21 protein-coding genes, 1 tRNA gene and 1 pseudogene are annotated in these 22,138 nt (G+C 60.6%); 15 read left to right on the forward strand and 8 right to left on the reverse strand.

The features are described from left to right. Positions 1–7: 7 nt before the first annotated feature. From NMD14_00665 to NMD14_00675, 3 genes are all read left to right on the forward strand, one after another. Positions 8–712 (forward strand): MOSC domain-containing protein, encoded by a 705-nt coding sequence (locus NMD14_00665; protein XEI33043.1) that lies wholly within the window; start codon positions 8–10, stop codon positions 710–712. Between the two features lie 156 nt (positions 713–868). Continuing rightward, positions 869–945, forward strand: a tRNA-Pro gene (locus NMD14_00670). A gap of 364 nt (positions 946–1,309) precedes the next feature. Next, positions 1,310–1,501 (forward strand): hypothetical protein, encoded by a 192-nt coding sequence (locus NMD14_00675; protein ID XEI33044.1) that lies wholly within the window; start codon positions 1,310–1,312, stop codon positions 1,499–1,501. 680 nt (positions 1,502–2,181) lie between these two features. Here the strand turns inward: NMD14_00675 and NMD14_00680 are convergent. Then, positions 2,182–2,709, reverse strand: a complete 528-nt coding sequence (locus NMD14_00680; GenBank protein XEI33045.1) for a hypothetical protein — start codon at positions 2,707–2,709, stop codon at positions 2,182–2,184. Positions 2,710–2,833: 124 nt separating this feature from the next. Further along, a complete protein-coding gene (locus tag NMD14_00685) occupies positions 2,834–3,298 on the reverse strand; it encodes a thioesterase family protein (protein XEI33046.1) in 465 nt (154 codons plus the stop codon). A gap of 133 nt (positions 3,299–3,431) precedes the next feature. Between NMD14_00685 and recQ the strand changes: the two genes are divergently transcribed. Continuing rightward, entirely contained in the window at positions 3,432–5,267 is a 1,836-nt protein-coding gene (recQ, locus tag NMD14_00690) for an ATP-dependent DNA helicase RecQ (GenBank protein XEI33047.1), read from the forward strand. A 72-nt stretch (positions 5,268–5,339) separates the two neighbouring features. Here the strand turns inward: recQ and NMD14_00695 are convergent, their stop codons facing one another. Beyond that, positions 5,340–5,642, reverse strand: a complete 303-nt coding sequence (locus NMD14_00695; protein XEI33048.1) for a cytochrome c — start codon at positions 5,640–5,642, stop codon at positions 5,340–5,342. Positions 5,643–5,747: 105 nt separating this feature from the next. Here NMD14_00695 and NMD14_00700 point away from each other — a divergent pair, with 105 nt between their 5' ends. The 3 genes from NMD14_00700 (at position 5,748) to NMD14_00710 (ending at position 8,307) form a co-directional block, all read left to right on the forward strand. Continuing rightward, complete coding sequence (locus tag NMD14_00700; protein ID XEI33049.1) at positions 5,748–7,175, forward strand: YdiU family protein; 1,428 nt, start codon at positions 5,748–5,750, stop codon at positions 7,173–7,175. A gap of 10 nt (positions 7,176–7,185) precedes the next feature. Beyond that, positions 7,186–7,473, forward strand: a complete 288-nt coding sequence (locus tag NMD14_00705) for a DUF3630 family protein (GenBank protein XEI33050.1) — start codon at positions 7,186–7,188, stop codon at positions 7,471–7,473. Positions 7,474–7,632: 159 nt separating this feature from the next. Then, positions 7,633–8,307 carry a 7-cyano-7-deazaguanine/7-aminomethyl-7-deazaguanine transporter gene (locus NMD14_00710; GenBank protein XEI33051.1) on the forward strand — a complete coding sequence of 225 codons (675 nt, stop codon included), beginning with the start codon at positions 7,633–7,635 and terminating at the stop codon, positions 8,305–8,307. A 270-nt stretch (positions 8,308–8,577) separates the two neighbouring features. Here NMD14_00710 and rraA read toward each other — a convergent pair whose 3' ends face one another. Then, the gene (gene rraA, locus NMD14_00715; protein ID XEI33052.1) at positions 8,578–9,063 is read right to left on the reverse strand and encodes a ribonuclease E activity regulator RraA; all 486 of its coding nucleotides are present in this window, start codon (positions 9,061–9,063) and stop codon (positions 8,578–8,580) included. A gap of 165 nt (positions 9,064–9,228) precedes the next feature. Between rraA and NMD14_00720 the strand changes: the two genes are divergently transcribed. The 3 genes and pseudogenes from NMD14_00720 to NMD14_00730 all read left to right on the forward strand — a co-directional run bounded on the left by NMD14_00720 (position 9,229) and on the right by NMD14_00730 (position 10,629). After that, a complete protein-coding gene (locus NMD14_00720; GenBank protein ID XEI33053.1) occupies positions 9,229–9,465 on the forward strand; it encodes a hypothetical protein in 237 nt (78 codons plus the stop codon). Further along, positions 9,452–9,856 (forward strand): annotated as a pseudogene (locus NMD14_00725) (methyl-accepting chemotaxis protein). Before NMD14_00720 ends, NMD14_00725 begins: the two are co-directional and overlap by 14 nt. 122 nt (positions 9,857–9,978) lie before the next feature. Next, entirely contained in the window at positions 9,979–10,629 is a 651-nt protein-coding gene (locus NMD14_00730; GenBank protein XEI33054.1) for a chromophore lyase CpcT/CpeT, read from the forward strand. A 100-nt stretch (positions 10,630–10,729) separates the two neighbouring features. Here the strand turns inward: NMD14_00730 and rpmE are convergent, their stop codons facing one another. Beyond that, on the reverse strand, positions 10,730–10,945 hold the full coding sequence (gene rpmE / locus NMD14_00735) for a 50S ribosomal protein L31 (GenBank protein XEI33055.1): 216 nt from the start codon (positions 10,943–10,945) through the stop codon (positions 10,730–10,732). 147 nt (positions 10,946–11,092) lie between these two features. Between rpmE and priA the strand changes: the two genes are divergently transcribed. Further along, a complete protein-coding gene (gene priA / locus NMD14_00740; protein ID XEI33056.1) occupies positions 11,093–13,300 on the forward strand; it encodes a primosomal protein N' in 2,208 nt (735 codons plus the stop codon). A gap of 64 nt (positions 13,301–13,364) precedes the next feature. On the opposite strand, the gene NMD14_00745 is transcribed toward priA, so the two are convergent. Continuing rightward, positions 13,365–14,441 (reverse strand): hypothetical protein, encoded by a 1,077-nt coding sequence (locus tag NMD14_00745; protein XEI33057.1) that lies wholly within the window; start codon positions 14,439–14,441, stop codon positions 13,365–13,367. A 188-nt stretch (positions 14,442–14,629) separates the two neighbouring features. Here NMD14_00745 and NMD14_00750 point away from each other — a divergent pair, with 188 nt between their 5' ends. From NMD14_00750 to dtd, 3 genes are all read left to right on the forward strand, one after another. Beyond that, positions 14,630–16,063, forward strand: coding sequence for an SDR family oxidoreductase (locus NMD14_00750; protein ID XEI33058.1), 1,434 nt, complete (start codon positions 14,630–14,632; stop codon positions 16,061–16,063). A gap of 291 nt (positions 16,064–16,354) precedes the next feature. Then, entirely contained in the window at positions 16,355–17,227 is an 873-nt protein-coding gene (locus NMD14_00755; GenBank protein XEI33059.1) for a virulence factor BrkB family protein, read from the forward strand. Between the two features lie 86 nt (positions 17,228–17,313). Continuing rightward, on the forward strand, positions 17,314–17,751 hold the full coding sequence (gene dtd / locus NMD14_00760; GenBank protein ID XEI33060.1) for a D-aminoacyl-tRNA deacylase: 438 nt from the start codon (positions 17,314–17,316) through the stop codon (positions 17,749–17,751). Here the strand turns inward: dtd and NMD14_00765 are convergent. Then, positions 17,740–18,420, reverse strand: a complete 681-nt coding sequence (locus NMD14_00765) for a methyltransferase domain-containing protein (GenBank protein ID XEI34685.1) — start codon at positions 18,418–18,420, stop codon at positions 17,740–17,742. The two genes, dtd and NMD14_00765, sit on opposite strands and share 12 nt — an antisense overlap. A gap of 524 nt (positions 18,421–18,944) precedes the next feature. Between NMD14_00765 and NMD14_00770 the strand changes: the two genes are divergently transcribed. Continuing rightward, entirely contained in the window at positions 18,945–19,853 is a 909-nt protein-coding gene (locus NMD14_00770) for a bifunctional GNAT family N-acetyltransferase/hotdog fold thioesterase (GenBank protein XEI33061.1), read from the forward strand. A gap of 54 nt (positions 19,854–19,907) precedes the next feature. On the opposite strand, the gene NMD14_00775 is transcribed toward NMD14_00770, so the two are convergent. Then, positions 19,908–22,037, reverse strand: a complete 2,130-nt coding sequence (locus NMD14_00775) for a membrane assembly protein AsmA (GenBank protein XEI33062.1) — start codon at positions 22,035–22,037, stop codon at positions 19,908–19,910. Positions 22,038–22,138: the final 101 nt, after the last annotated feature.

A 22,138-nucleotide genomic window follows, 5' to 3' on the forward strand; every position in this document is an offset into this window, starting at 1 on the left:
GATGAGAATGCGGATCTCCCTTTTTAGCGGCTGCGGCACCGAGCTGGTGCCCGGCCTCATCTCTGCAATCCACAAACAGGTGGTGACGGTGCCGGTTCGTTGCACCTTTGCCGGTCTGGAAGAGGATGAGCAGAGCGATCAGCGTCATCACGGCGGCCCGGATCGGGCGCTCCACTACTATCCCGCCGATCACTACCCCTGGTGGCACAACTGGCAGACGGCGCTGGGCCTGCCGGCCCCACGCACCCCCTGGCAACCGGCCGCCTTTGGCGAGAACCTCTCCGGGGTCGGGCTGACCGAAGCGCAGGCCTGCATCGGCGATGTCTATCGGCTCGGCGAGGCGCTGATCCAGATCAGCCAGCCGAGATCCCCCTGCTTCAAGCTCAACCAGCGTTTCGGCTATGGCCAGATGTCTCAGGTGATGCAGCTAAGCGGCCGCTGCGGCTGGCTGCTGCGGGTGCTGGAGGAGGGGATGGTGTCGCCGGAACCGACTATGGAGCTGGTGGACAGGCCTTATCCAGAGCTGACGGTGAAGCGCACGGCGGATATCCTGTTCAATCAGGTGCGCAACGAGGCCGACCTGTTGCTGTTGCTGGAAAATCCGGCCCTCTCGCCAAACTGGCGCCAGCATGCCGCCGACTGGCTGGAGCATGGCACTGTGGCTGACTGGCAGCGCCGTCTGCTGGGTCCGGCATCCCTGCGCTTGACCTGACGGCGGGTTGCCGGAATGTCACCCTGCTGGCAGCAGCCCGGTAAACGGGTGAAAAGAGTGCTGATTAGTTGAGCGAACGGCACTTTTTTTCCTGCCAAATGCAAAAAAGGCTTGTGTCAGGTCGGGGCTTTCGGTAAATTCCCGTCCCGCAGACATCGGTGTGTAGCGCAGCTTGGTAGCGCACTTCGTTCGGGACGAAGGGGTCGGAGGTTCGAATCCTCTCACACCGACCAAATTCAACAAGGGCTTAGCTTCGGCTAGGCCCTTGTGCTTTTCCGGTCCCCCTGTTCTGTGGGGCATTTTGATTTGCTGTCCTGTTTACCATATCTGCAATCGACCGCTATTGGATCCTTATCCATTGTTTCCTCCTTCTGGGAAACCTGTCACTTCGATAGCTATCTGCTTCTGGTGAAATTCATCACACATTGATGCCCGTCAAGGTTGATTCGCAATGGTGCCGTTGTGTCACCAAGTCGCATGTTCGGCTTCATATCTATTTCAATTGGTTGCCGCTAAAAAACCGGTACATGTGCCGTGTGTAACCCTTGCCCATGGTCTATATTAATAATGCTATCACAAAGGAGTGGGGTTGCTGACATGAACAGATTGATGATATCGGCTGTGGTTGTCGTGATGATATCGGCGTGTAGTACGGTACAGGCGACACAACCGACCCCGCAGGGGGCGCTGGAATATGATGAAATTCAAGGCTGGGTGACGGTCGATCCGCAAGTTCCTGTCGAGCGTGTTTCGGTACAGGGTCTGGACGATCCAGAGATGAACGATTAATCGTGCTAGCGATTGATGCCAAGGCCATCCTGCAGATGGCCTTTTGTTTATCTGGTGTTGTTTGTTACTTTTTCCCCTGCCGACCTGCCGACCTGCCGACCTGCCGACCTGCCGACCTGCCGACCTGCCGACCTGCCGACCTGCCGACCTGCCGACCTGCCGACCTGCCGACCTGCCGACCTGCCGACCTGCCGACCTGCCGACCTGCCGACCTGCCGACCTGCCGACCTGCCGACCTGTCGACCTGCCGATAGGCCAAGACTCTACGAGCCATGATTGCCTGTTTGTGTTGCGGGTTCACGGTGTGTGGCGCCACACTTTGCTCCGCGATCCGCGATCCGCGATCCGCGATCCGCGATCCGCGATCCGCGATCCGCGATCCGCGATCCGCGATCCGCTATCTGTTTCAGCTTGTGATGGCAATCCACTCTTATCCCGGTCGGGAGGAGATATAGGGGTGATAAGTCGGTGGATTATGGGAAGGATGGGTAAAGGTTGGGTATAAGCAGGTGGTGTTTAGGGGGCGAGGGGCTGTCGATAGTGTGGTGGCTGCGGACATTAAAAGGGCCACCGCTCGGTGGCCCATCGTTGGAGTCTGATCCTGACTCCGGCACTCTAGATTGTGGCAATCTCGCTATGGGTCTTGTCTATGGAGCCCTCCTTGCGCGCCAGGCGCTTACTCAGATATGCCAGTGCTGATGCCGCAAAGCCTTGAAACTGTGTTGAGGCAGCAAGGCCGCGTGCTTGGGGTACTCACTAATGAAATGTTCTATTCCCTCCATCAGTTGTGCACGTAATGAAATCACGGGCTCATGCCAAGCTTGCAGGCATAAATGGCCGGGGATCAACTGCTCCTGATAATCTTCCAGCAGCTGTTCTGGCCAGGGTTCAATACCGGAATTGCGTTGCAGTAAATAGTGGGCGGCGGGTTCACGGGCATAAATGAACTGAATTTGGGCCAGATCGCGTTGGCATAGCGTTTGACTGTTGATGTGACAGGTCAAATATTTTCCCGTTTTCAGATCCAGAAAGTGACCGCGTTGCCGACAGGGAACGATGCGATACCAAGGCAGGGGTGAGGAGAGAGAATACCCCTCAAGCTCCTGTTCCAACCAGTGGCGACACTCGCGTGTCTGCACCTCGTCGAGCATGGACTCGAGCTGTGTCAACAAGGCTCTGGATGGTTTGATGGCCAGTTTCGCACTCATCGCCTGCAATCCTCCCTCTGCACACAATTCCGACTATCAGTATGGACCTTGTTCGGCCAGAGGGGGTAAGGAATCTAATGATTAAAAGTGGATTAGCCGCGTGGTTTTTATGCACTAACTTGGTTCAACCCACCAGATAGGTGCCGGTGCCAAAGGCAATGTGGGTGCCCTCTTCGTTGTGCAGCTCCATCCGGGCGACGGCGACCTTGCTGCCAGACCGGATGATGTGGGCGGTGGCGATAAACTCGTTGCCGCGCCCCGGGCGCAGGTAATCCACCCGCAGATCGATGGTGCCGAGGCGGGCGAAGCGCTCCTTGAGATAGCTGGGGGAGAACTCCTCCAGCTCGTCGATGCAGGAGGCCGCGACGATCATGCCTCCCGCTACATCCAGCAGTGTGGCGGTGACGCCGCCGTGCAGGATGTGGTGGAAAGGATTGCCGATCAGCTTGTCATCCATCTTGATGCGCAATTCGACCTTGTCGAAGTCGTAGTGGGTCACCTGCATGCCGATCAGCTTGTTGAAGGGCATCTTCTCGGCAAACAGGTTGGCAATGCCACTGAGCGCCATCTTCTTGAGCATCTGTTTCATTCTCTGATCCCAATCCTTGTCATCAAAGCCGAGTAAAAACTCCAGCCAGTCTGCAACAGTTCCTTAACAGTCGCAATGGCAGGTTTATTGTGGGCGGCGGCTGCTTTAGAATGGCGACCCCAAAGGAGAGCCCATGACCGCGATTGCCGAAACCCTGCCAGATCCTCAGCCAGAGAGTCCGCTTGCCCTGCTGCAGGCGGTCTTCGGCTATCAGCAGTTTCGGCCGGGTCAGCTCGAGATCATCGAGCAGATCGTCGCGGGGCGCGATGCGCTGGTGCTCAAGCCCACCGGTGGCGGCAAGTCGCTCTGTTACCAGATCCCGGCACTGCTGCGGCCCGGGCTCGGTGTGGTGGTCTCTCCCCTTATTTCGCTGATGAAGGATCAGGTCGACAGCCTGCGCGCCAACGGCGTGGCGGCGGTCTATATCAACTCGGCCCTCAGTCGGGAGGAGATGATCCAGAACTTCGCCGCCATGCGTCGTGGCGAGATCAAGTTGGTCTATGTATCGCCGGAACGCTTGCTGCAGCACGAGTTTATGGATCGGCTGGCCGAGCTGCCGCTCGGGCTGTTCGCCATCGACGAGGCGCACTGCGTCTCCCAGTGGGGCCATGACTTCCGACCGGAGTATGCGGCGCTGGGGCGGCTAAAACAGTGGTTTCCGCAGGTGCCGGTGGTGGCGCTCACCGCGACCGCCGACGAGGCGACCCGCAGCGACATGCTGCATCGGTTGGAACTCCACGATCCCTTTATCCACACCGCCAGCTTCGATCGCCCCAATATCCGCTACAGCCTGGTGGAGAAGTTCAAGGCGGCCGAACAGCTGTTGCGTTACGTGCAGAGCCAGAAGGGCAACTGCGGCATCGTCTACTGCTCCAGTCGCAACCGGGTGGAGGAGGTGGCCGAGCGGCTATCTCGCCACGGCTGCAAGGCGGCGCCCTATCATGCCGGGCTGCCGCTCGAGCAGCGCCAGCAGACCCAGGATGCTTTCCTCAAGGATGACATCGAGATCGTGGTGGCGACGGTGGCGTTCGGTATGGGCATCGACAAGCCCAACGTGCGTTTCGTGGTGCACTACGACATTCCGAAGAACATCGAATCCTACTATCAGGAGACCGGCCGTGCCGGGCGCGATGGCACCCCCGCCGAGGCGCTGCTGCTTTACGATCCTGCCGACATCGGCCGGGTGCGCCGCCTGCTCGACAACATCGAGAATCCCCAGCAGTTGCAGGTGGAGCAGTACAAGCTCAACGTAATGGCGGCCTTTGCCGAGGCGCAGACCTGCCGCCGTCAGGTGCTGCTCAACTACTTCGGCGAGTACAACGACAAGCCGTGCAGCAACTGCGATATCTGTCTCGATCCGCCCAAGAGCTATGACGGCACGGAAGATGCCCAGAAGGCGCTCTCCTGCGTCTGGCGGGTGGGGCAGGCCTTCGGGGTGGGTTATGTGGTGGAGGTGCTGCGCGGCTCGCTCAACCAGCGCATCAAGGATCACGGCCACGACAAGCTCTCGACCTATGGCATCGGTAAGGATCAGAGCCACGAATACTGGATGAGCGTGATCCGCCAGCTGATCCACAAGGGGCTGCTGACCCAGAACATCACTCGCAATCTGGTGCTGCAGCTGACCGAAGCGGCCCGCCCCGTGCTGCGTGGCGAGGTGAAGCTGGAGCTGGCGGTGCCCCGCCTGCAGCCCATCTCCAGCCGCAAGGAGAAGCGTAACGGCCTGCTCGACAACGCCAACTACGACAAGCGTCTGTTCAAGGAGCTGCGTGGCCTGCGCAAGCAGATTGCCGAGGACGAAGAGGTGCCGCCTTACGTGGTGTTCAACGACGCGACCCTGGTGGAGATGGCTCAGCTGATGCCGATGACCGAAGACGAGATGCTGGCTATCAACGGTGTCGGTCACCGCAAGCTGGAGCGCTTCGGCGAAGCTTTTATGGACCTGATCATCGACTACTGCCGTCGGTAAGAAAGCTTGGCGAAGCACGGCCGAATGGATGCTTCGCCAACTGGGAGGCGCCCGACAGTCGGGTGCAGCAGATTACTTGAGGCTGGCGTAATAGGCTGCCAGATTGTCGATATCCGCATCGGTCAGCGGCGCCATAAAGGGAACCATCAGGGGTTCTTTGCGGGTGCCATCCTTGAACGCTTTCAACTGTTTCACCAGATAGGCGGCATTCTGACCCGCCAGATGGGGATAGTTGGGGATCATCGCCTTGCCTTCCACGCCGTGACAGGCGGCACAGACCGCTGCCTTGGCTTTGCCGGCTTCTATATCGGCAGCCTTGGCCTGATGACCCCACGCCAGTGCCAGCAAGGGCAGGGCATATACCCATTTTTGCATCTTCTTCTCCTTGAATTGAAAAATGATGGTTGCCAGTGAGCACAAGCATGGCTGACGGCAGTATAAAGAGTGACACGAGCATACGCAGGGACGAATGGCACAACCATGAAGTTGATCAACACTTTTGCGACCGAGCTACCCTGGGCCTGTGAACCCGTAGCCCCTCAGCCGCTGCAGCAGCCCCGGTTGCTTCATCTCAACCGGGCTTTGCTGGATGAGTTGGGGCTGGGAGGGGTCAGCGAGGCTGACTGGATCGCCTGTTGTGGCGAGGGAAAAGTGCTGCCCGGTATGCAGCCGGTAGCTCAGGTCTATGCCGGCCATCAGTTTGGGGGTTATAGCCCCCGGCTTGGTGATGGTCGCGCGTTGTTGCTGGGTGAGCAGCAGGCGCCGGATGGTCAGCGCTGGGATCTGCACCTGAAGGGAGCAGGTAAAACCCCGTTCTCCCGTTTTGGTGACGGTCGCGCCGTGCTGCGCTCCAGCATCCGCGAATATCTCGCCTCCGAGGCGCTCCATGCCCTCGGCATCCCGACCACGCGGGCGCTGGTGCTGGTGGGCAGCCAGGAGCCCGTTTATCGCGAGCAGGTGGAGACGGGAGCGACCGTGCTGCGCACCGCCCCCAGCCATCTGCGCTTCGGTCATATCGAGTATTTCGCCTGGAGCGGGCAGGGAGAGAAGATCCCGCCACTCATCGACTATCTGCTGCGCCACCACTTCCCCGAGCTGGAGAGTGGCGCCGAACTGTTTGCCGAGGTCGTGCGCCGCACCGCGCGGTTGATTGCCAAATGGCAGGCGGCGGGCTTCTGTCACGGGGTGATGAATTCCGACAACATGTCGCTGCTCGGCCTGACGCTGGATTACGGGCCATTCGGCTTTATCGATGCCTACGTGCCCGATTTTGTCTGCAACCACTCGGATCCGGCGGGCCGCTACGCGCTGGATCAGCAGCCTGCGGTCGGTTACTGGAATCTGCAAAAGCTGGCGCAGGCGCTGGCGGGGCATGTGGATGGTGATGCGCTGGCCGCGGCGTTGGCCCAGTATGAACAGCAGCTGATGCTGCACTACTCCGAACTGATGCGGGCCAAACTCGGGCTGGCGGTGTGGGAGGAGGATGACCCGGCACTATTCCGCGAGCTGTTCCGGCTGCTGGCGGTCCACAAGGTGGATTACCACCTGTTCCTGCGTCGGCTCGGCGAGGTGACGCGAGATGGCGCCTGGCCCGCGTCTCTGCTGGCCCTGCTGCCTGAACCAGGTGTTTGGCAGGAATGGCTGGAACGCTATCGGGGGCGGCTGATGCGCGAAGGAAGCGAGGATGCCGTGCGCAAGGCGCAGATGGATGCCATCAATCCCAAGTATGTGCTGCGCAATGCGCTGGCCCAGCAGGTGATCGACGCCGCCGACGCAGGGAATATGCAGCCGTTCGAGCGGCTGTTCACCGCCTTGCTGCGCCCCTATGATGAACAACCCGAATATGAGGATCTCGCCACTCCGGCCGCTACATGGTATTGCGGTGGTGAGCTCTCCTGCAGCAGCTGAGGGACAGGGCATGAGTTGGCAAATCAAACAGATAGATAGCGAAGCTGGCGTGGTGACGCTGGATTGTCCGGCGCTCGACTGGGACAGGTTTCCGCTGTTGGCGCAGGCTTTGCTGCGAGAGTGGGAGCTGCAGCCGCTCGAGCAGGATGCGGGGGCCGACCGCCATAGCTGGTTGTTGGAGTTTGAAGGGAGCCAGTTTCGGCTGGAGTACGAACACTACAGCGGCTGCTGGCTGGAGGCGGTGCGCCCGGCGGATCGGGAGGCGCTGCTCTGGCTCGCCAGACAGCACAAGGCGTGATTATCGCCTGCCAGGCCAGCTCTGCCGCTGGCCAACTTGGGTGAGCCTAATCGCATAAAGATTGAACTATCGGTTTGGGGGCGTATAATCTCGCCCCTCAATTATCGCCAATGGTGGCGATATGGGTTCCCTAACCCCATTAACCAAAAAGGTCACAAGATGAATCTGACCCCTGCGCAGTACCAAACGGCGCTCGTTCGCCTGTCGTTGTTCCACATCCTGATCATTGCCAGCAGCAACTATCTGGTGCAGCTGCCGATCACCGTGTTTGGCTTCCATACCACCTGGGGTGCGTTCAGCTTCCCGTTTATCTTCCTGGCCACTGACCTGACGGTGCGGATCTTCGGTGCCGGTCTGGCACGCAAGATTATCCAGACCGTGATGCTGCCTGCGCTGGCGGTCTCCTATGCGCTCTCCGTGCTCTTCTTCGAAGGGAGCTTCCAGGGGGTTGGTCATCTGGCCGAATTCAACCTGATCGTGGCGCGTATCGCGCTGGCCAGCTTTATGGCCTATCTGGTAGGGCAGTTCATGGATGTGGTGGTGTTCAACCGCCTGCGTCTGCTCAAGCAGTGGTGGGTTGCACCAGCGGCCTCCACCCTGTTCGGTAATCTGGTCGATACCATCGCTTTCTTCAGTGTGGCCTTCTGGCGCACCACAGATCCTTTCATGGCCGAGCACTGGGTCGAGATCGCAACCGTCGATTACGTATTCAAGTTGCTGATAAGCCTTGGTTTGTTCGTGCCGCTCTACGGTGTCTTGTTGCGCTACCTCAGCCGCAAGCTGGTGGGCGAGGCCGGATTATCCAGCCTGCAAACGGCCACCCGGCAAGCCTGACGAGATTGGCCACCCTTCGCGGTGGTCAATTTTTTTGCACTTTCTGCAAATAGTGCTTGCCTAGTTAAATGAGAATGATTATTGTTAACTTGTTTTCCGGGAAAGACTTCATTCGTTCCAACGTGATGGACTTCTTGTGAAGGCACGACATTGCTCACATTGCTTCCAGTTAAGGGCCAGTTTATCTGGCCCTCTTTTTTTGTCATTTTTCAGCAAGTTACAGACATAAAAAACGGGAGCCAAGGCTCCCGTCGTCACTCTGTCTGTGGCTTACTCGATATCGAGTGCCTCGGGTGAGAGGATCACCCCTGTGGTATCGGCGTAAAGGTGGTCGTCAGGCAGGAAGGTCACGCCACCGAAGTTGACCGGCAGATCAGTCTCCCCTACATCCTTGCTGTCGGCACCGACCGGAATGGCTGCCAGTGCCTGAATGCCGATATCCAGATCTTCCAGAATATCGACTTCGCGGACGCAGCCGTAGCAGACAATCCCTTCCCAATCGTTCTCGGCCGCCGTGGTGGCGATGTCGCTGTCGATCAGAGCTCGGCGCATGGAGCCACCGCCATCGATCAGCAAGACGCGTCCCAGTCCGTTCTCTTTGACGAGTTCACGGATCAGGCCATTCGATTCGAAGCATTTGACGGTGGTGATGACGCCGCCGAAAGAGGCACGGCCGCCGAAGGAGCAGAGCATGGGTTCAAGCACATCCACCATGTCCTGATAGATGTCGCACAGTTCAGAAGTATTGTATTCCATAGTGTCAAATCCACGGCTGGAAACAGGTGCAATCAGTATAAGGAGTGGGTGGGGCATTTCAATGAATATTCCTTGCACAGATCACCTGCCGCCGCATTTCTGCATAAGCTCAATGCAGTTCCCCCCCCACTTTGTGAGAGGTTCACCGCGCTTGTCCGTCATAAGTTGATCCTGAATACCGTGCTGGTTGCCGTTGCCATGCTGGTACTGAGCGGCCTGTTTATCTACTCCAGTCAGATGCAACGTCATCTGAGTGAAGCTCAACGCAATATCGATCAGCTGGAGATCGCCATGCTCAACCTGCGGCGGGCCGAGAAGGACTTTATGAGCAGCAAGGAGATGACCTTCGTATCAGGTGCTGACCGACTTTCATCAGCGGAACCAGACGTTGGTGGCCTATGAGGTGCGCAATCTGGCGATTCGCACCCAGAAATCGACTCAGGAGATCGCCGGCATCATCAGTTCGCTGCAGAAACAGACCGGCAGTATCGTCGAGGTGATGGCGACCTGTCGCGAGCAGGGCAACCGCAGCTCGGATCAGGCCAGTACCGCAGGGGCGTTGCTGGGGCAGATCACCCAGGATGTTACCCACAGCATGGATATGAGTACCCAGATCGCAACAGCTATCGAGCAACAGAGTCTGGTGGCCAACGAGGTCAACCGCAACGTCAACAACATTCGCGATATTGCCCAAAAGTCGAGCACCATGGCGGAAGAAAATGCCAAGTCCAGCGACGGACTCAATCAACAGGCTCAGCTATTGAATCAGGCCGTCGCGAAATACCGGGTTTAGTGACCGGACTGACATCCTTGCGAGGTTTTTGTATCAGAGTGGCAATGATTTGAACGTAATGGCTGTTATTGCGGGGATTCGCTCATATAATCGCCGCCACTATGATGATTCGGAAGGATTCGATGGCAAAGTCGCTGGTGGCCGTATTCGGGCTGCTCTGTTCCTGTCTGGTGTTGGCAGGGTCGGCGCTCCAGGCTACCCCACTCAAGCCCGGCATGGAGCCGCTGCTCAGCTGGTTCAACGGGGCCTTTACGAGCCGGGAGCAGGCCAGTTACGACAGCCGCTTTACCAGTGCCGAGCTGCGCCTGATGGAGATTTGGCCCGGCTATCAGGGCTATCGCTGGGTCTATGCAGAGCAGTACCTGAGTCTGCGCGCCATCCGTCCTTTCCGCCAGCGCATCTATCGCTTCTCACCCGCCCCTGACGGGCGGATCCTGATGGCAGAGTTGACCATGCCCCGGGCCACCGATTTTGCCGGAGCCTGGCATGATCCCGCCCTGCTCGACAGCCTGACCCCGCAGCAGCTCTCCTTGCGCCACGGTTGCGAGATCTCGCTGACCCGTACTCCCTCCGGCGAATATGCCGGTCACACCCAGGTGGGCCACTGCTCCACCGATTTTGGTGGTGCCACGACGCTGGTGCAACATATCTGGATTGGCCCTGATAGTGTCAGACTGCTGGATCGTGCTTATGACAACGAAGGACGGTCGCGTTGGGGCAGCCCGGGTGAGGGGTATGTCTATCTGCGTCGTTCCAAGGGGTTTGGCCAGTAGGGGCGAGTGTGTCTGGCTGCGGGAACGTGACGGAAGAAAAACTGGGATCGTAAAAAAGGCGCCCGATGGGCGCCTTTTTCAGAATTCTTCAGAAGTAGAATTACTTCTTGGTGGTCATCGCACCGAAACGCTTGTTGAACTTGTCTACGCGGCCGCCGCTAGAAACTTCTTTCTGCTTGCCGGTGTAGAACGGGTGGCACTCGGAGCACACGTCCAGGTTCAGATCTTTACCGATGGTAGAGAAAGTGTTGATGACGTTACCGCAAGAGCACTTGGCGGTGATGGCTACGTAGTCAGGATGGATACCAGCTTTCATGGACAACCTCAATTAATAGGCCGTGTCGCCATCCGATCTCTTGTCGGACACCACACGATTGTTGAACACAGTTTCAAAGGCTGCGAATAATATAGGAAATGCCTGAGATCAGGCAAGTGGCTTCGCAGAAAAAATAGGCAACCCCTGGTGAATTCTTCCCAAACGCTGGATCTGGTTCGTGTCGCTGTCCCGGTACCGTTACGCCGTCACTTCGACTATCTCTCTCCCCTGCCGTTACCTGCCCCCGGTTGCCGGGTCGAGATCCCTTTCGGTCCCCAGACCCTGGTCGGGCTGGTGGTGGATCATCCGGCTGACAGCCAGGTGCCCCGCAACAAGCTCAAGCCCATCAAGCGCGTACTCGATGCGACGCCGGTGCTGGGGCCGGATATTCTGGCGCTGATGAACTGGAGCGCCAGCTACTACCAGCATCCGCTGGGGGAAGTGCTGCCCCACGCCCTGCCGGTGCTGGTGCGCAAGGGGGAGCCTGCCGCTTATCGTGAACTGGAGTTCTGGTTTGCCACCGAGGCGGGCATGGCCATCGACCTTAACGAGCTCAAGCGGGCGGCCAAGCAGCAGCAAGCGCTCGCCTTGCTGCGCAAGGGGCCGCAGACCCCCTCCGCCCTCAAACAGGAGGAGATCCAGAGCGCCGCACTCACCGCGCTGGAGAAGAAGGGGCTACTGGAGAAACGCTCGCTGGAGCCGAGCCATGACGGCGACTGGGCCGCCCGCTTTGAGCCGGGGGAGGGGCTGCGCCTCAACGGCGAGCAGGCGCTGGCCGTCTCTGCCGTTACCAGCCAGAGCGACAAGTTCGGTGCCTTCCTGCTGGACGGCATCACAGGTTCCGGCAAAACCGAGGTGTATTTAAGCATCCTTGAGCCCTTGCTCAAGGCGGGCAAGCAGGCGCTGGTGATGGTGCCGGAGATCGGTCTCACCCCGCAGACCATCAACCGCTTCCGGCGCCGCTTCAACGTGCCGGTGGTAGCGATGAACTCCGCCATGAACGATCGGGAACGGCTCGACGCCTGGCTCGCCTGCCGCGACGGCGGCGCCGCCATCCTGATCGGCACCCGCTCCGCGGTGTTCACCCCGTTTCACAACCTCGGCATCATCATCATCGACGAAGAGCACGACGGCTCTTTCAAGCAGCAGGACGGTTTTCGCTACCACGCGCGGGATCTGGCGGTGATGCGGGCTCATCGTGCCGGTATCCCCATCCTGCTTGGCTCTGCTACCCCGTCGCTGGAGACGCTGCACAACGCCCGCACCGGTAAGTATCACCATCTCACCCTGACTCGCCGTGCCGGTAACGCCCAGACCGCCCGTCAGGTGATCCTGGATATCAAGAGCGTGCGGCTGCAGGCAGGGCTCTCGCCCCAGCTGGAGCAGCTGATGGCAGAGCATCTGGCTGCGGGCAATCAGGTGATGCTGTTTCTCAACCGCCGTGGCTATGCCCCGGCCCTTATCTGCCACCAGTGTGGCTGGAGCGCCGCCTGTGAGCGGTGTGATGCCTGGTACACCTGGCATCAGGCTGGACGACGGCTGCACTGCCACCACTGCGACAGCGTACGCCCGCTGCCCCACCACTGCCCCGAGTGTGGCAGTAACGAACTGATCGGATCGGGAGTGGGCACCGAGCAGCTGGAGCAGTTGCTCACCACGGTCTTCCCGCAATATCCGGTGGTGCGCATCGATCGGGACAACACCCGCCGCAAGGGGGAGCTGGAGACTCACCTCGGCGACATCAAGGCGGGCAAGTACAAGATCCTGATCGGTACCCAAATGCTGGCCAAGGGCCACCACTTCCCGGATGTGACGCTAGTGGGCCTGCTGGATGTGGATGGTGCCCTGTTCAGCGCCGATTTTCGCGCCGCCGAGAAGCTGGCCCAGCTCTACACCCAGGTGGCGGGCCGCGCCGGTCGCGCCAGCAAGCCGGGGCTGGTGGTGTTGCAGAGCCACCATCCTGAGCACGCCCTGCTGCAGGATCTGACCCAGAACGGCTATGGCCACTTCGCCGACACGGCGCTGAAAGAGCGCCGCCTGCTGGGGCTGCCGCCCTTCAGCTATCAGGGGCTGTTTCGGGCCGAGGCCAACGGTCGTGACGAGGTGCAGCTGTTCCTCGCCCGTCTCGCCGATACCCTGCGCAGCGCCCGCTATCCCCATGTTCAGGTGCTGGGGCCCATCAGCGGCTTCATGGAGCGCAAGGCGGGCAAGTTTCGCATGCAGTTGCTGGTGCAGGGGCCGAACCGGGCGCCACTGGCCCAGTTGCTGGATTGGGCAGTGAAGGAGCTGGAGGGGTGGCCCGAGACCAAAAAGGTGCGCTGGAGTCTGGATATCGATCCCACCGAGCTGAGTTGATGGCACCGGAGCCGGTTGCTGGCAGTTATCGTCAGCGACCGGGGGGATGATTCCGTTTTAGGGCTCAGACCCGCAGATCGATCTGCTGTACCCAGCCCCCCTTACCCTGTTCGGTGAGGTAGAGGCCGGATTGGCGCAGCACTCCCTGAGTGCCGCTCTCCCCCAGATGGGTGAAGGGGGTGTCGAGGGGGCGCAGCAGGATGGCGCCGATACCCAGCTTCACCAGAGCGATGGGGGCGTGCTCCGGATGCCAGAACTGCAGCGCTGAAAACTGGCTATCCCCCTCGTCCAGCACCCCGTTGCCATCCTCGTCCAGAGTGGCCAGCTCGCCGAAGCCATTGCCGGAACGGGCGCCAAACAGCTCGCCGCCATCGTCTATGGTGCCGTTGCCATTGCGATCCAGCGCCACGAAGCCGCTCCCTTCACGCAGGCCGGGCAGGTTATCCTCTTTGCCATCCTGATCGATATCGAAAGTGACCCGCGCCTCGGTCAGATCGGCGATCTTGCCATCCAGACTGAGCACCAGCGGGTCTTTCAGGGCATTGAGGGTGGTGCGCCGCTGGTTCACCTCCAGCTGACGCCAGTCGAGCACAAAGCCGAGATCGAGCTGAATAGTCTGACCATCCTGTGTCGCTACGCTGGCTGACGCCACCACGTTGAGCTGCTCCTGTTGCAGCAGGGTGTCGGTTACTTCCACCAGTTGATCCGGCTCGGCGGTCTGGGTGGTCCCATCGCCCTGCGGTGAATCACTCGCCTCTGCGCTGGCCGGTTTGATGGGGTCTGGCAGCTCGATCTCGTGGCCCAGCATGGCTTCTATCATCAACTTGATAAGCCGCTGGTGGTTATCGAGCCCGTCGTTGGGCACGCCGTTCTCCTCCTGATTTTTGGTGCCCTCCGCTTTGGCTGGCGCGGCTGTCGTCTGCGGGGGAGTCTGGGTATTGCTCCGGCTGCTGGCTTGCAGCGTCAGGGCGCTGGCTTGCATCAGGGTGGTTCGCTGCTCGCCGGATGGTGGTGTGGCGGCCGTTCCGCTCACGCCATTGGCCTGCGGCGCGACCGGCCCCAGTCTGCGCACCTTGCGGGCCTGTGCCTGTTGCTGCTGGTATTGCACCTCCCCCTGGAGGTCGTAGTGATCGATGCGCATATCTTCGCCCTCGGGTTATACATCTGGTCAGTTATCGACCGCCTGCCTATGGGGGCTTAACACCAAATCGGACTAACCGACAGAATTGTTAGTTCCATGTTGCAAAGTAACGGCGAGGCTGGATGATGGTCATTCAGGTTGCAGCACATCAACCCGCTGGCCGGGGCAATAAGGGAAGGGGAGAGAGGATGAGAAACTGTCTGGTGATGGGGGCGGCAGGCTATATAGGCTCCAATCTGGTGCCCCACCTGCAAACCCTCGGCTACAGGGTGATTGCCGGGGCGCGCCATCCCTGCCGTCTGCCAGAGGGAGTCGAGTTTCGCCTCGCCGACAGCCTCAAACCCATCACCCTGCTGCCTGCGCTGGCCGGTATCGATACCGTCTTCTATCTGGTACATGCCATGGGGGCGGGGGCCGATTTTCACCGGCTGGAGCAGCAGGGGGTAAAGAACTTTGCCGCAGCTGCCCGCGCCGCCGGGGTGCGCCGCATCATCTATCTCGGGGCGATCCAGCCGGAGCAGTGCAACAGCCGCCATCTCAACTCCCGCCGCCACTGTGGCGAGCTGTTTCGTGACTCCGGCGTGCCGACGGTGGAGCTGCGCGCCGGCATCATCATCGGGCCCAGTTCGGCGGCGTTCGAGGTGATGCGGGATCTGGTGTTCAACCTGCCGATGATGGTGACGCCGAAATGGGTGCGCTCGCGCACGCCGCCGATTGCGCTGTCCAACCTGCTTCACTATCTGGGCGGGCTGGTGGAAGCTGACGAGGTGGATGGCCGCATTTTCAATGCGGTCGGCCCAGAGCTGCTCAGCTATCAGCAGCAGTTGCAGAAGTTTGCCGCTCATATCGGCAAGCGCTGCCCCATCATTCCCATCCCGTTTCTGAGCCCGCGCCTCTCTGCCTGGTGGCTGCAGTTTGTTACCTCGGTGCCGCAGCCGGTGGCCAAGGCGCTGGTGGGGGGGCTCAAGCACGATATTCCGGCCGACGATGGCCCGCTGCGTGCCCTGCTGCCGCAGACCCTGCTCAGCTTCGACGAGGCACTGGCGGAGAGTCTGGCGCTGGAGCAGAAGTTGGGGGCCGAACAGCAGGGGCAGGAGACGCCGCTCGGCCTGCGCTGGCGCCATCCCGAATATGGTTTCTACGACCGTACCGCCAGCGGCGAGGCCATCTGTCTCGCCTCGCCCGAGGTGGTGTGGCAGGTGTTACAGCAGCTGGGGGGTGAGCAGCGTTACTTCTACATGAACGAGCTGTGGGTGGTACGCGAATGGATGGATCACCTGATCGGCGGCCCGGCCCGCACCCGGGGCCGCAGCAATCCCGATCGCTTCGTGAAGGGGGATATGCTCGACTCCTGGCAGATCCTCGGGGTGGATGAGGGGCGCAGGCTCGATCTCTTGTTCAACATGAAGGCCCCAGGCGTCGGGCGGCTGGAATTTAACATCCTGCCGGAGGAGTCTGGCCTGACCCGCATCCGGGTCACCGCTCACTGGCACCCGCAGGGGGCCTGGGGGCTGGCCTACTGGCTCGCCATGCTGCCGTTCCACCTATTCATTTTTCAGGGGATGACCGAGGCCATCGCCCGTCAGGCCGAAGCGAGGGCCGGTATCCCGGTGATGGGGTGAAACCATATCTATAACTAAATGGGTATTCGTAGTTGGCATGACATGCTGAAGACTGGCTTGTTAGTGGCCTCCTGCGTTGCCCGCATCGAGTTGCCAGCGGACTACATGCGGTAATCCAGCGTTGCAAACGGCCCCTTTATCGGGGCCATTTTTGTTGCGGCCTCCCGTGACAACTCAAGGCGCAGCCTGTTTGGAAAATGGGCGGATATGGCGGCCATCCCGGTTCAACGGTGGTCAAACAGCGCTCCTCTCTGACACAATGTCTGCATGACAACGCCTACGAGAATCAAGATGCAGCAGCCTGTCAGCGGCCGTTTGGCCCACGCCCTCTCATTTTTGCGCCATGATGGTCGCCACTTTGCCCAGTTTGTCTGGGGCCGTTTCCAGCAGGACAGATTGACGGTCACCGCCGGTTATTTGGCCTATGTCACCCTGCTTTCACTGGTGCCGATGATCGCCGTGGTGTTTGGCATGATGTCCGCGTTCCCGGTGTTCCAGAGCCTCAAGCAGGAGATGGAGCAGTTCGTCTATCACAACTTCGTGCCGACAGCCGGCGACATGCTCAAGGAGTACATCGACGGCTTCGTCGCCAACGCCACCAACACCACGGCGGTGGGGATCGGGGCGCTGGTGGTGGTGGCGCTGATGCTGATCTCCGCCATCGACAAGAACCTCAACTACATCTGGCGCTCGACCCAGAGCCGCCCGCTGGCGCAGGCGTTTGCCATGTACTGGATGATCCTGACCCTGGGGCCGGTATTGATTGGGGCCAGCATCGTCATCTCCTCCTACATCTTCTCGTTGCGGCTGTTTGGCGCCGAGAGCCTGTTCGGCATCGGCTATCTGCTGCTGCGCGGCTTGCCGTTCCTGTTCTCGGTGCTCACCTTCCTGCTGGTCTATACCGTTGTGCCCAACTGCAAGGTGCGGTTGATCCACGCCTTTATCGGCGCGCTGGTGGCGGCCACCCTGTTCGAACTGGCCAAGCGCGGCTTTGCCATCTACATCACCAACTTCCCCTCCTATCAGGCTATCTATGGCGCGCTGGCGACTATTCCAATCCTGTTTGTCTGGGTTTACCTCAGCTGGCTGGTGGTATTGCTTGGCGCGGAAACCACGGCCTGCCTGGGTGAGTACGAGAAGCCGGCCAGCGAAGAGCTCGGCTAAGCCATCGCCTTGGCCACCGGTTTATTGGTAGCATCGACGACCGCCCCTGTGAGGGGGCGGTCGTTCTGTTTTCAAAGGAGAGGGATGTGATTGCATTGATTCAGCGGGTCTCCGAGGCCAGCGTGACTGTCGAGGGAGAGGTGACCGGCGCCATCGGTCAGGGGCTGCTGGTACTGCTCGGGGTAGAGCAGGGGGATGATGAGGCCAAGGCCGACAAGTTGCTGCATCGGGTCAGTGGTTATCGCATCTTTCCGGATCAAGAGGGTAAGATGAACCTCAATGTCAGCCAGATCGGCGGCAGTCTGCTGGTGGTCTCCCAATTCACGCTGGCGGCCGACACCAAGCGAGGGATGCGTCCCAGCTTCTCCTGCGGCGCTCACCCGAGCGAGGCCGAGCGGCTCTATGACTACTTCGTGGCCAAGGCTTCAGCCAGCGGCATCCCGACCGAAACCGGCCGTTTTGCCGCCGACATGAAGGTGGCGCTGGTCAACGAGGGGCCGACGACCTTCTGGCTACAGGTCTGAGGATGTTTCGTCCCGCGGCCTGACGTGGACGATTACATTGATGAACCCTGTGACCGGATAAGGGGTGGCGGGGCCAATCCACTGTTCTATCAGTGTCAGGGCGTGGGTTAGCTCCAGTTCGGTGCGCGGCAGCAGGTTGATGACCAGAGTGCCGCAGAGGCGGGGAGCCAGCGCCCGGTAGAGCCGCTCCTGAAACAGCAGCAGCGGGTTGCCATCCTGACTGAAGAGATCGAGCAGGATGAGATCGTACTGCTGTTCACTCTGTTCGAGAAAGGCGAGGGCATCGGCCTGATGGAGTGCGGGAACCACACGCCCATCGTGCGCCTGATGCTGGAAAAACTGCTGATAAACGGTCAGCACCTCTTCGTCGAGGTCGACGCATTCATGGCGGGCCGAGGGCCAGCGCTGGCAGAGATGACGGGTGAGATCGCCACCACCCAGCCCCAGTTCGAGGATCTGCCCGGCCTGTTCCGGCAGCAGGCAGGCGATGACCCGCTGATGGGGTAGGCAGAGGGCGGCGGGGTCGGCGAGCGACATGGCAGATTGCACCACGCCGTCTATCTCCAGCCAGCGATGCTGGTCATTTTCCTGTACCGTGAGGCGGCGCTGGGGTTTGACGCTGAGGTGCAACAAGTGATCGGCTTGGTACGCTTGCAGATTGAAGTCCATGAATTTGCACGGCAAGATGGTTTCCGGCCAGTGTAACTCAAGGATCGATCTATGTACCGGGTGGTCACCCCCCAAACGGCAGCCGAGCCGGGTACTTACTGCAAGCTGCGCTGGAAACGTCTGTGCAAGCCCTTCCATCTGCCCGTCGGCGCAAACTCAAGGATGAAACTATGTCTCGGGTGGTCACCCCCAAACGGCAGCCGAGCCGGGTACTTACTGCAAGCTGCGCTGGAAACGTCTGTGCAAGCCCTTCCATCTGCCAGTCGGCGCAAACTCAAGGATGAAACTATGTCTCGGGTAGTCCCCCTCAGACGGCAGCCGAGCCGGGTACTTACTGCAAGCTGCGCTGGAAACGTTTGTGTAAGCCCTTCCATCTGCCAGTCGGCGCAAACTCAAGGATGAAACTATGTCTCGGGTAGTCCCCCTCAGACGGCAGCCGAGCCGGGTACTTACTGTAAGCTGCGCTGGAAACGTTTGTGTAAGCCCTTCCATCTGCCAGTCGGCGCAAACTCAAGGATCGCTTTATGTATCGGGTAGTCACCCCTCAGACAGCCGCCGAGCTGGAAGCCTATTACCAGTTGCGCTGGGAACTTCTGCGTAAACCCTTCAATTTGCCGGTCGGTTCCGAGCGGGACGAATACGACACCGTTGCCATTCACCGGCTGATGCTGGCACCCGATGGCACTCCCATCGCGGTGGGCCGCCTCTTTATCGGCGGTGACGAGGCACAGATCCGCTTTATGGCGCTGCGCCCCGAATATCGCGGCCAGGGGCTGGGTGCCAAAATGGTGGAGGATCTCGAGCAGCTGGCCCGCAGCGAGAAGGTGAAACGGCTGGTGATGAACGCTCGTCAGGAGGCGGTGGAGTTCTATCGCAAGTGCGGCTTTCTCGAAGTGGGGGGCGGCCCCGTCTCCTTTGGTCGCATTCCCCATCGCCAGATGATCAAATCCCTGAGCCCGTTGCAGACCATCCAGTACCGCCCGGAGTGGTGTCAGGATCTCACCACCCGCTGGTCGCGCGGGGTGCCCATCAGCGAGAAGATGGGGATGCACATCAGCCACTACGACGGTCAGACCTTCCATCTCAAGGCCAATCTGGCGGCCAACTTCAACGTGCACGGCAGCATGTTTGCCGGCAGTGTCTACAGCCAGTGCGTGCTGGCGGGCTGGGGGCTGATCTGGCTGCAACTTAAAGAGGAGGGGCTGGTGGGTGAGCCGGTGCTGGCCGAGAGCACCATCAAATATCATGGCCCGGTCGATGAGGAGCCGGAGGCGCGGGTGGCCCGCGAGGGGATGCCCGCCGTGCTGCAGCCGCTCAAACGGGGCGAGCCTGCCACCTTCAGCCTCAATATCCAGCTGTTCAGCGGCGGTAAGCTGGCGGCGGAGTTCTGCGGCCACTACGTGGTGCAGCCGCCCCGCCGTCCGGGCCAGTAATCGCGTTGTTTCCCCATCAAACAACAAGGCCTCATCATGAGGCCTTGTCTGTTTTTACCCTTGCTGGCTGTCGCTTGTCTGCCCGGCTTGAGTCTGCTCTTGGGCTTGGTTTTGGGCTTTCGGCGCGGGAGCCGGTCGCCAGAGCGGGGCGCTGTTGCCTTGCGGCGGATAGCGTACTCCCACTTCCCAGCCGCAGGCGTCCTGCTTTTGCGGGAAGCTCCAGGCCAGCGTGGGCTCCGTCAGCGGCCCGCGCCACTGGCCGAGCAGCTCGGCGCAGCGGTTGCCGTTGAGCACCCCCAGATCCAGCTGCCACTGCTCGTTGACCAGATCGATCCCCCCTTGCAGCGCCAGCAGATGGGTGATGGTGGAGGCGCCAGCCTGCTCGATCTGCAGTTGCCCCTTGTCGATCTTGCCCTGCAGCTTGATGCGGTAGAAGGGGGTGTCCCCCTCCTGCATCGCCTGCCACAGCTGATCCGGATTGAGCGTCGGCGCTGTTGCCTGCTTGAACCACTGATCCAGCAGCGGATCTATCTTCACCTTGTCCCAGAACGGCTCGTCGGCATCGAGGGCAAAGCTGCCTTGCAGGGTCTGGCGCCACTCGCCCGCCGCCTTGCCTTGTGCGAGGTGTAAGTCGGCTTGCAGGTCGGCGCTCACGTCCGCCTTGCCGGCGAAGGAGACCGGAGATTGAGACAAGGGGCGGAATATCTTGCCCCACTGCTGCAGATCCAGCTTGGTTGCCTGCAGTTGCAGGCGGCTGCTCTGGCCCGGCTCGCGGCCCCACTGGCCACTCAGGCTGAGGGTGCCCTCATCCGGCAGCGAGCTGGTGAGTTTGCCCAGTTGCCAGGAGCTGGGGGTCAGCTCCCCATCCAGTTCACCGTTGCGGGCGCTGAGGCCATCCCACACCAGCTCGAACCACTTGCTCTCGATACGGGCTCGGCCGAGCAGCGGGCCGGGTTGATTGCCACGCAGGGCAAGATCGCTCAGATAAAGCTGCCAGCCGGTCAGCGACAGAGGGATGGAATCGTCGAAGGAGAGCACCTTGAGCTTGTCGAACGCCAGCTTGCGGATATCCACCTGCTGCGGGCGCCAGCTCTGCCAATCCTGCCACCAACCCTGTGGCAGGCTGATATCCATGCCGCTCAGCGCCAGGTCTTTCAGGGTCAGCTTCTGCTGCTGGGTATCGAGGGAGAGTTCGACATTGAACTCCCCTTCATAGGCTTTGCCCTGCAGTTCGCCGTCGATCTGTTGGGGCGAGAAGGCGAGCTTGCCCTTGATCTCCTCCAGTTGGAACAGGCCGCGGCCCATGTCGCCCAGGGTGCCGCTCAGATAGCCGGTGGGCTGGCTGCCCGCCTGCCAGTTGAAAGCGGTGAGCTGGCCGCTGAAGTTGTTGAAGGAGAGCTCCTGATTGATGTCGTTGAGGCTGACGCCGTCCAGCTGGCCGCGATCCAGCGACACGCTTTGCAACGGGAAGCCTTGCTGCGTCAGATCACCCAGCTCCACCCGCATGCCGCGGGCCTTGAGATCGTGCAGTTGCAGGGTGCGGGCGGGCCAGTCCAGCACCATGCCGGTCTCCAGCAGGCCGTCGAACAGGTTGGTCACCAGTTTGTCGGTGCGCAGCATTTCCCCCTCCAACCGTCCTTGCAGGTTGAGACGGGCGAAGGTGAACTGCGGGGTCTCCAGCTGGCCGATGTTGAGGCTCAGGTTGGCCTGTGGCTGCCGTTTCGGGTCGATCAGCTCCCAGTCGCTCAGGGTGGCATTGAGTCCACGCAGGGTCAGCTCGGGGCTCTCCAGGCTGAGCCGGTCGATGGTGCTGTCGCTGATGGTGAGGGAGTGCACCGGCAGGCTCGGCAGCTGGTTGGGCAGCGGCAGCTTGATGGCGGGACGGATCAGATCGAGGTGGGCGATGCGCACGTCGCGGCTCAGCCAGTCGATGCTCTCGATCTCCAGATAGATCTTGTCGAGTGAGACCGCATCGCCGTAGCGAACCTGCTCCGCCAGCAGGGTGTAGGGGTGAAGCGGATTGAACACCAGCCGCCCTATGGTGACCGGCACGCCGGTCTGCTGGCTGATCCAGCTGGCGATGGGGCCTTTGGCGCGCTCGGCATCGAACAGGCCGAGGGCAACCCAGACAAACAGCAGCAGGAAGGCGAAGGTGTAGAGCAGGCCGCGTAGCCAGGAATTCATGGATGCTTTCCTCCTGTTTTGGGGTGTGTTGTCAGGCGTTTGAGTAGTGGTCTCGCAGGCCGAGCCAGCGGCGGATCAGCGGGTCGACATGACCCGGATGC

Origin of the sequence: Aeromonas veronii, from assembly GCA_041319085.1 — a bacterium.
Classification (GTDB): Bacteria; Pseudomonadota; Gammaproteobacteria; order Enterobacterales; family Aeromonadaceae; genus Aeromonas; species Aeromonas veronii_F.

What these genes read in the sequence shown, in the direction of transcription:
- NMD14_00665 (XEI33043.1), top strand. Translation starts at nt 8, where the DNA reads ATGCGGATCTCCCTTTTTAGCGGCTGCGGCACCGAGCTGGTGCCCGGC.
- NMD14_00675 (XEI33044.1), top strand. Translation starts at nt 1,310, where the DNA reads ATGAACAGATTGATGATATCGGCTGTGGTTGTCGTGATGATATCGGCG.
- NMD14_00680 (XEI33045.1), bottom strand. Translation starts at nt 2,709, where the DNA reads ATGAGTGCGAAACTGGCCATCAAACCATCCAGAGCCTTGTTGACACAG.
- NMD14_00685 (XEI33046.1), bottom strand. Translation starts at nt 3,298, where the DNA reads ATGAAACAGATGCTCAAGAAGATGGCGCTCAGTGGCATTGCCAACCTG.
- recQ (XEI33047.1), top strand. Translation starts at nt 3,432, where the DNA reads ATGACCGCGATTGCCGAAACCCTGCCAGATCCTCAGCCAGAGAGTCCG.
- NMD14_00695 (XEI33048.1), bottom strand. Translation starts at nt 5,642, where the DNA reads ATGCAAAAATGGGTATATGCCCTGCCCTTGCTGGCACTGGCGTGGGGT.
- NMD14_00700 (XEI33049.1), top strand. Translation starts at nt 5,748, where the DNA reads ATGAAGTTGATCAACACTTTTGCGACCGAGCTACCCTGGGCCTGTGAA.
- NMD14_00705 (XEI33050.1), top strand. Translation starts at nt 7,186, where the DNA reads ATGAGTTGGCAAATCAAACAGATAGATAGCGAAGCTGGCGTGGTGACG.
- NMD14_00710 (XEI33051.1), top strand. Translation starts at nt 7,633, where the DNA reads ATGAATCTGACCCCTGCGCAGTACCAAACGGCGCTCGTTCGCCTGTCG.
- rraA (XEI33052.1), bottom strand. Translation starts at nt 9,063, where the DNA reads ATGGAATACAATACTTCTGAACTGTGCGACATCTATCAGGACATGGTG.
- NMD14_00730 (XEI33054.1), top strand. Translation starts at nt 9,979, where the DNA reads ATGGCAAAGTCGCTGGTGGCCGTATTCGGGCTGCTCTGTTCCTGTCTG.
- rpmE (XEI33055.1), bottom strand. Translation starts at nt 10,945, where the DNA reads ATGAAAGCTGGTATCCATCCTGACTACGTAGCCATCACCGCCAAGTGC.
- NMD14_00745 (XEI33057.1), bottom strand. Translation starts at nt 14,441, where the DNA reads ATGCGCATCGATCACTACGACCTCCAGGGGGAGGTGCAATACCAGCAG.
- NMD14_00750 (XEI33058.1), top strand. Translation starts at nt 14,630, where the DNA reads ATGAGAAACTGTCTGGTGATGGGGGCGGCAGGCTATATAGGCTCCAAT.
- NMD14_00755 (XEI33059.1), top strand. Translation starts at nt 16,355, where the DNA reads ATGCAGCAGCCTGTCAGCGGCCGTTTGGCCCACGCCCTCTCATTTTTG.
- NMD14_00765 (XEI34685.1), bottom strand. Translation starts at nt 18,420, where the DNA reads ATGGACTTCAATCTGCAAGCGTACCAAGCCGATCACTTGTTGCACCTC.
- NMD14_00770 (XEI33061.1), top strand. Translation starts at nt 18,945, where the DNA reads ATGTATCGGGTAGTCACCCCTCAGACAGCCGCCGAGCTGGAAGCCTAT.
- NMD14_00775 (XEI33062.1), bottom strand. Translation starts at nt 22,037, where the DNA reads ATGAATTCCTGGCTACGCGGCCTGCTCTACACCTTCGCCTTCCTGCTG.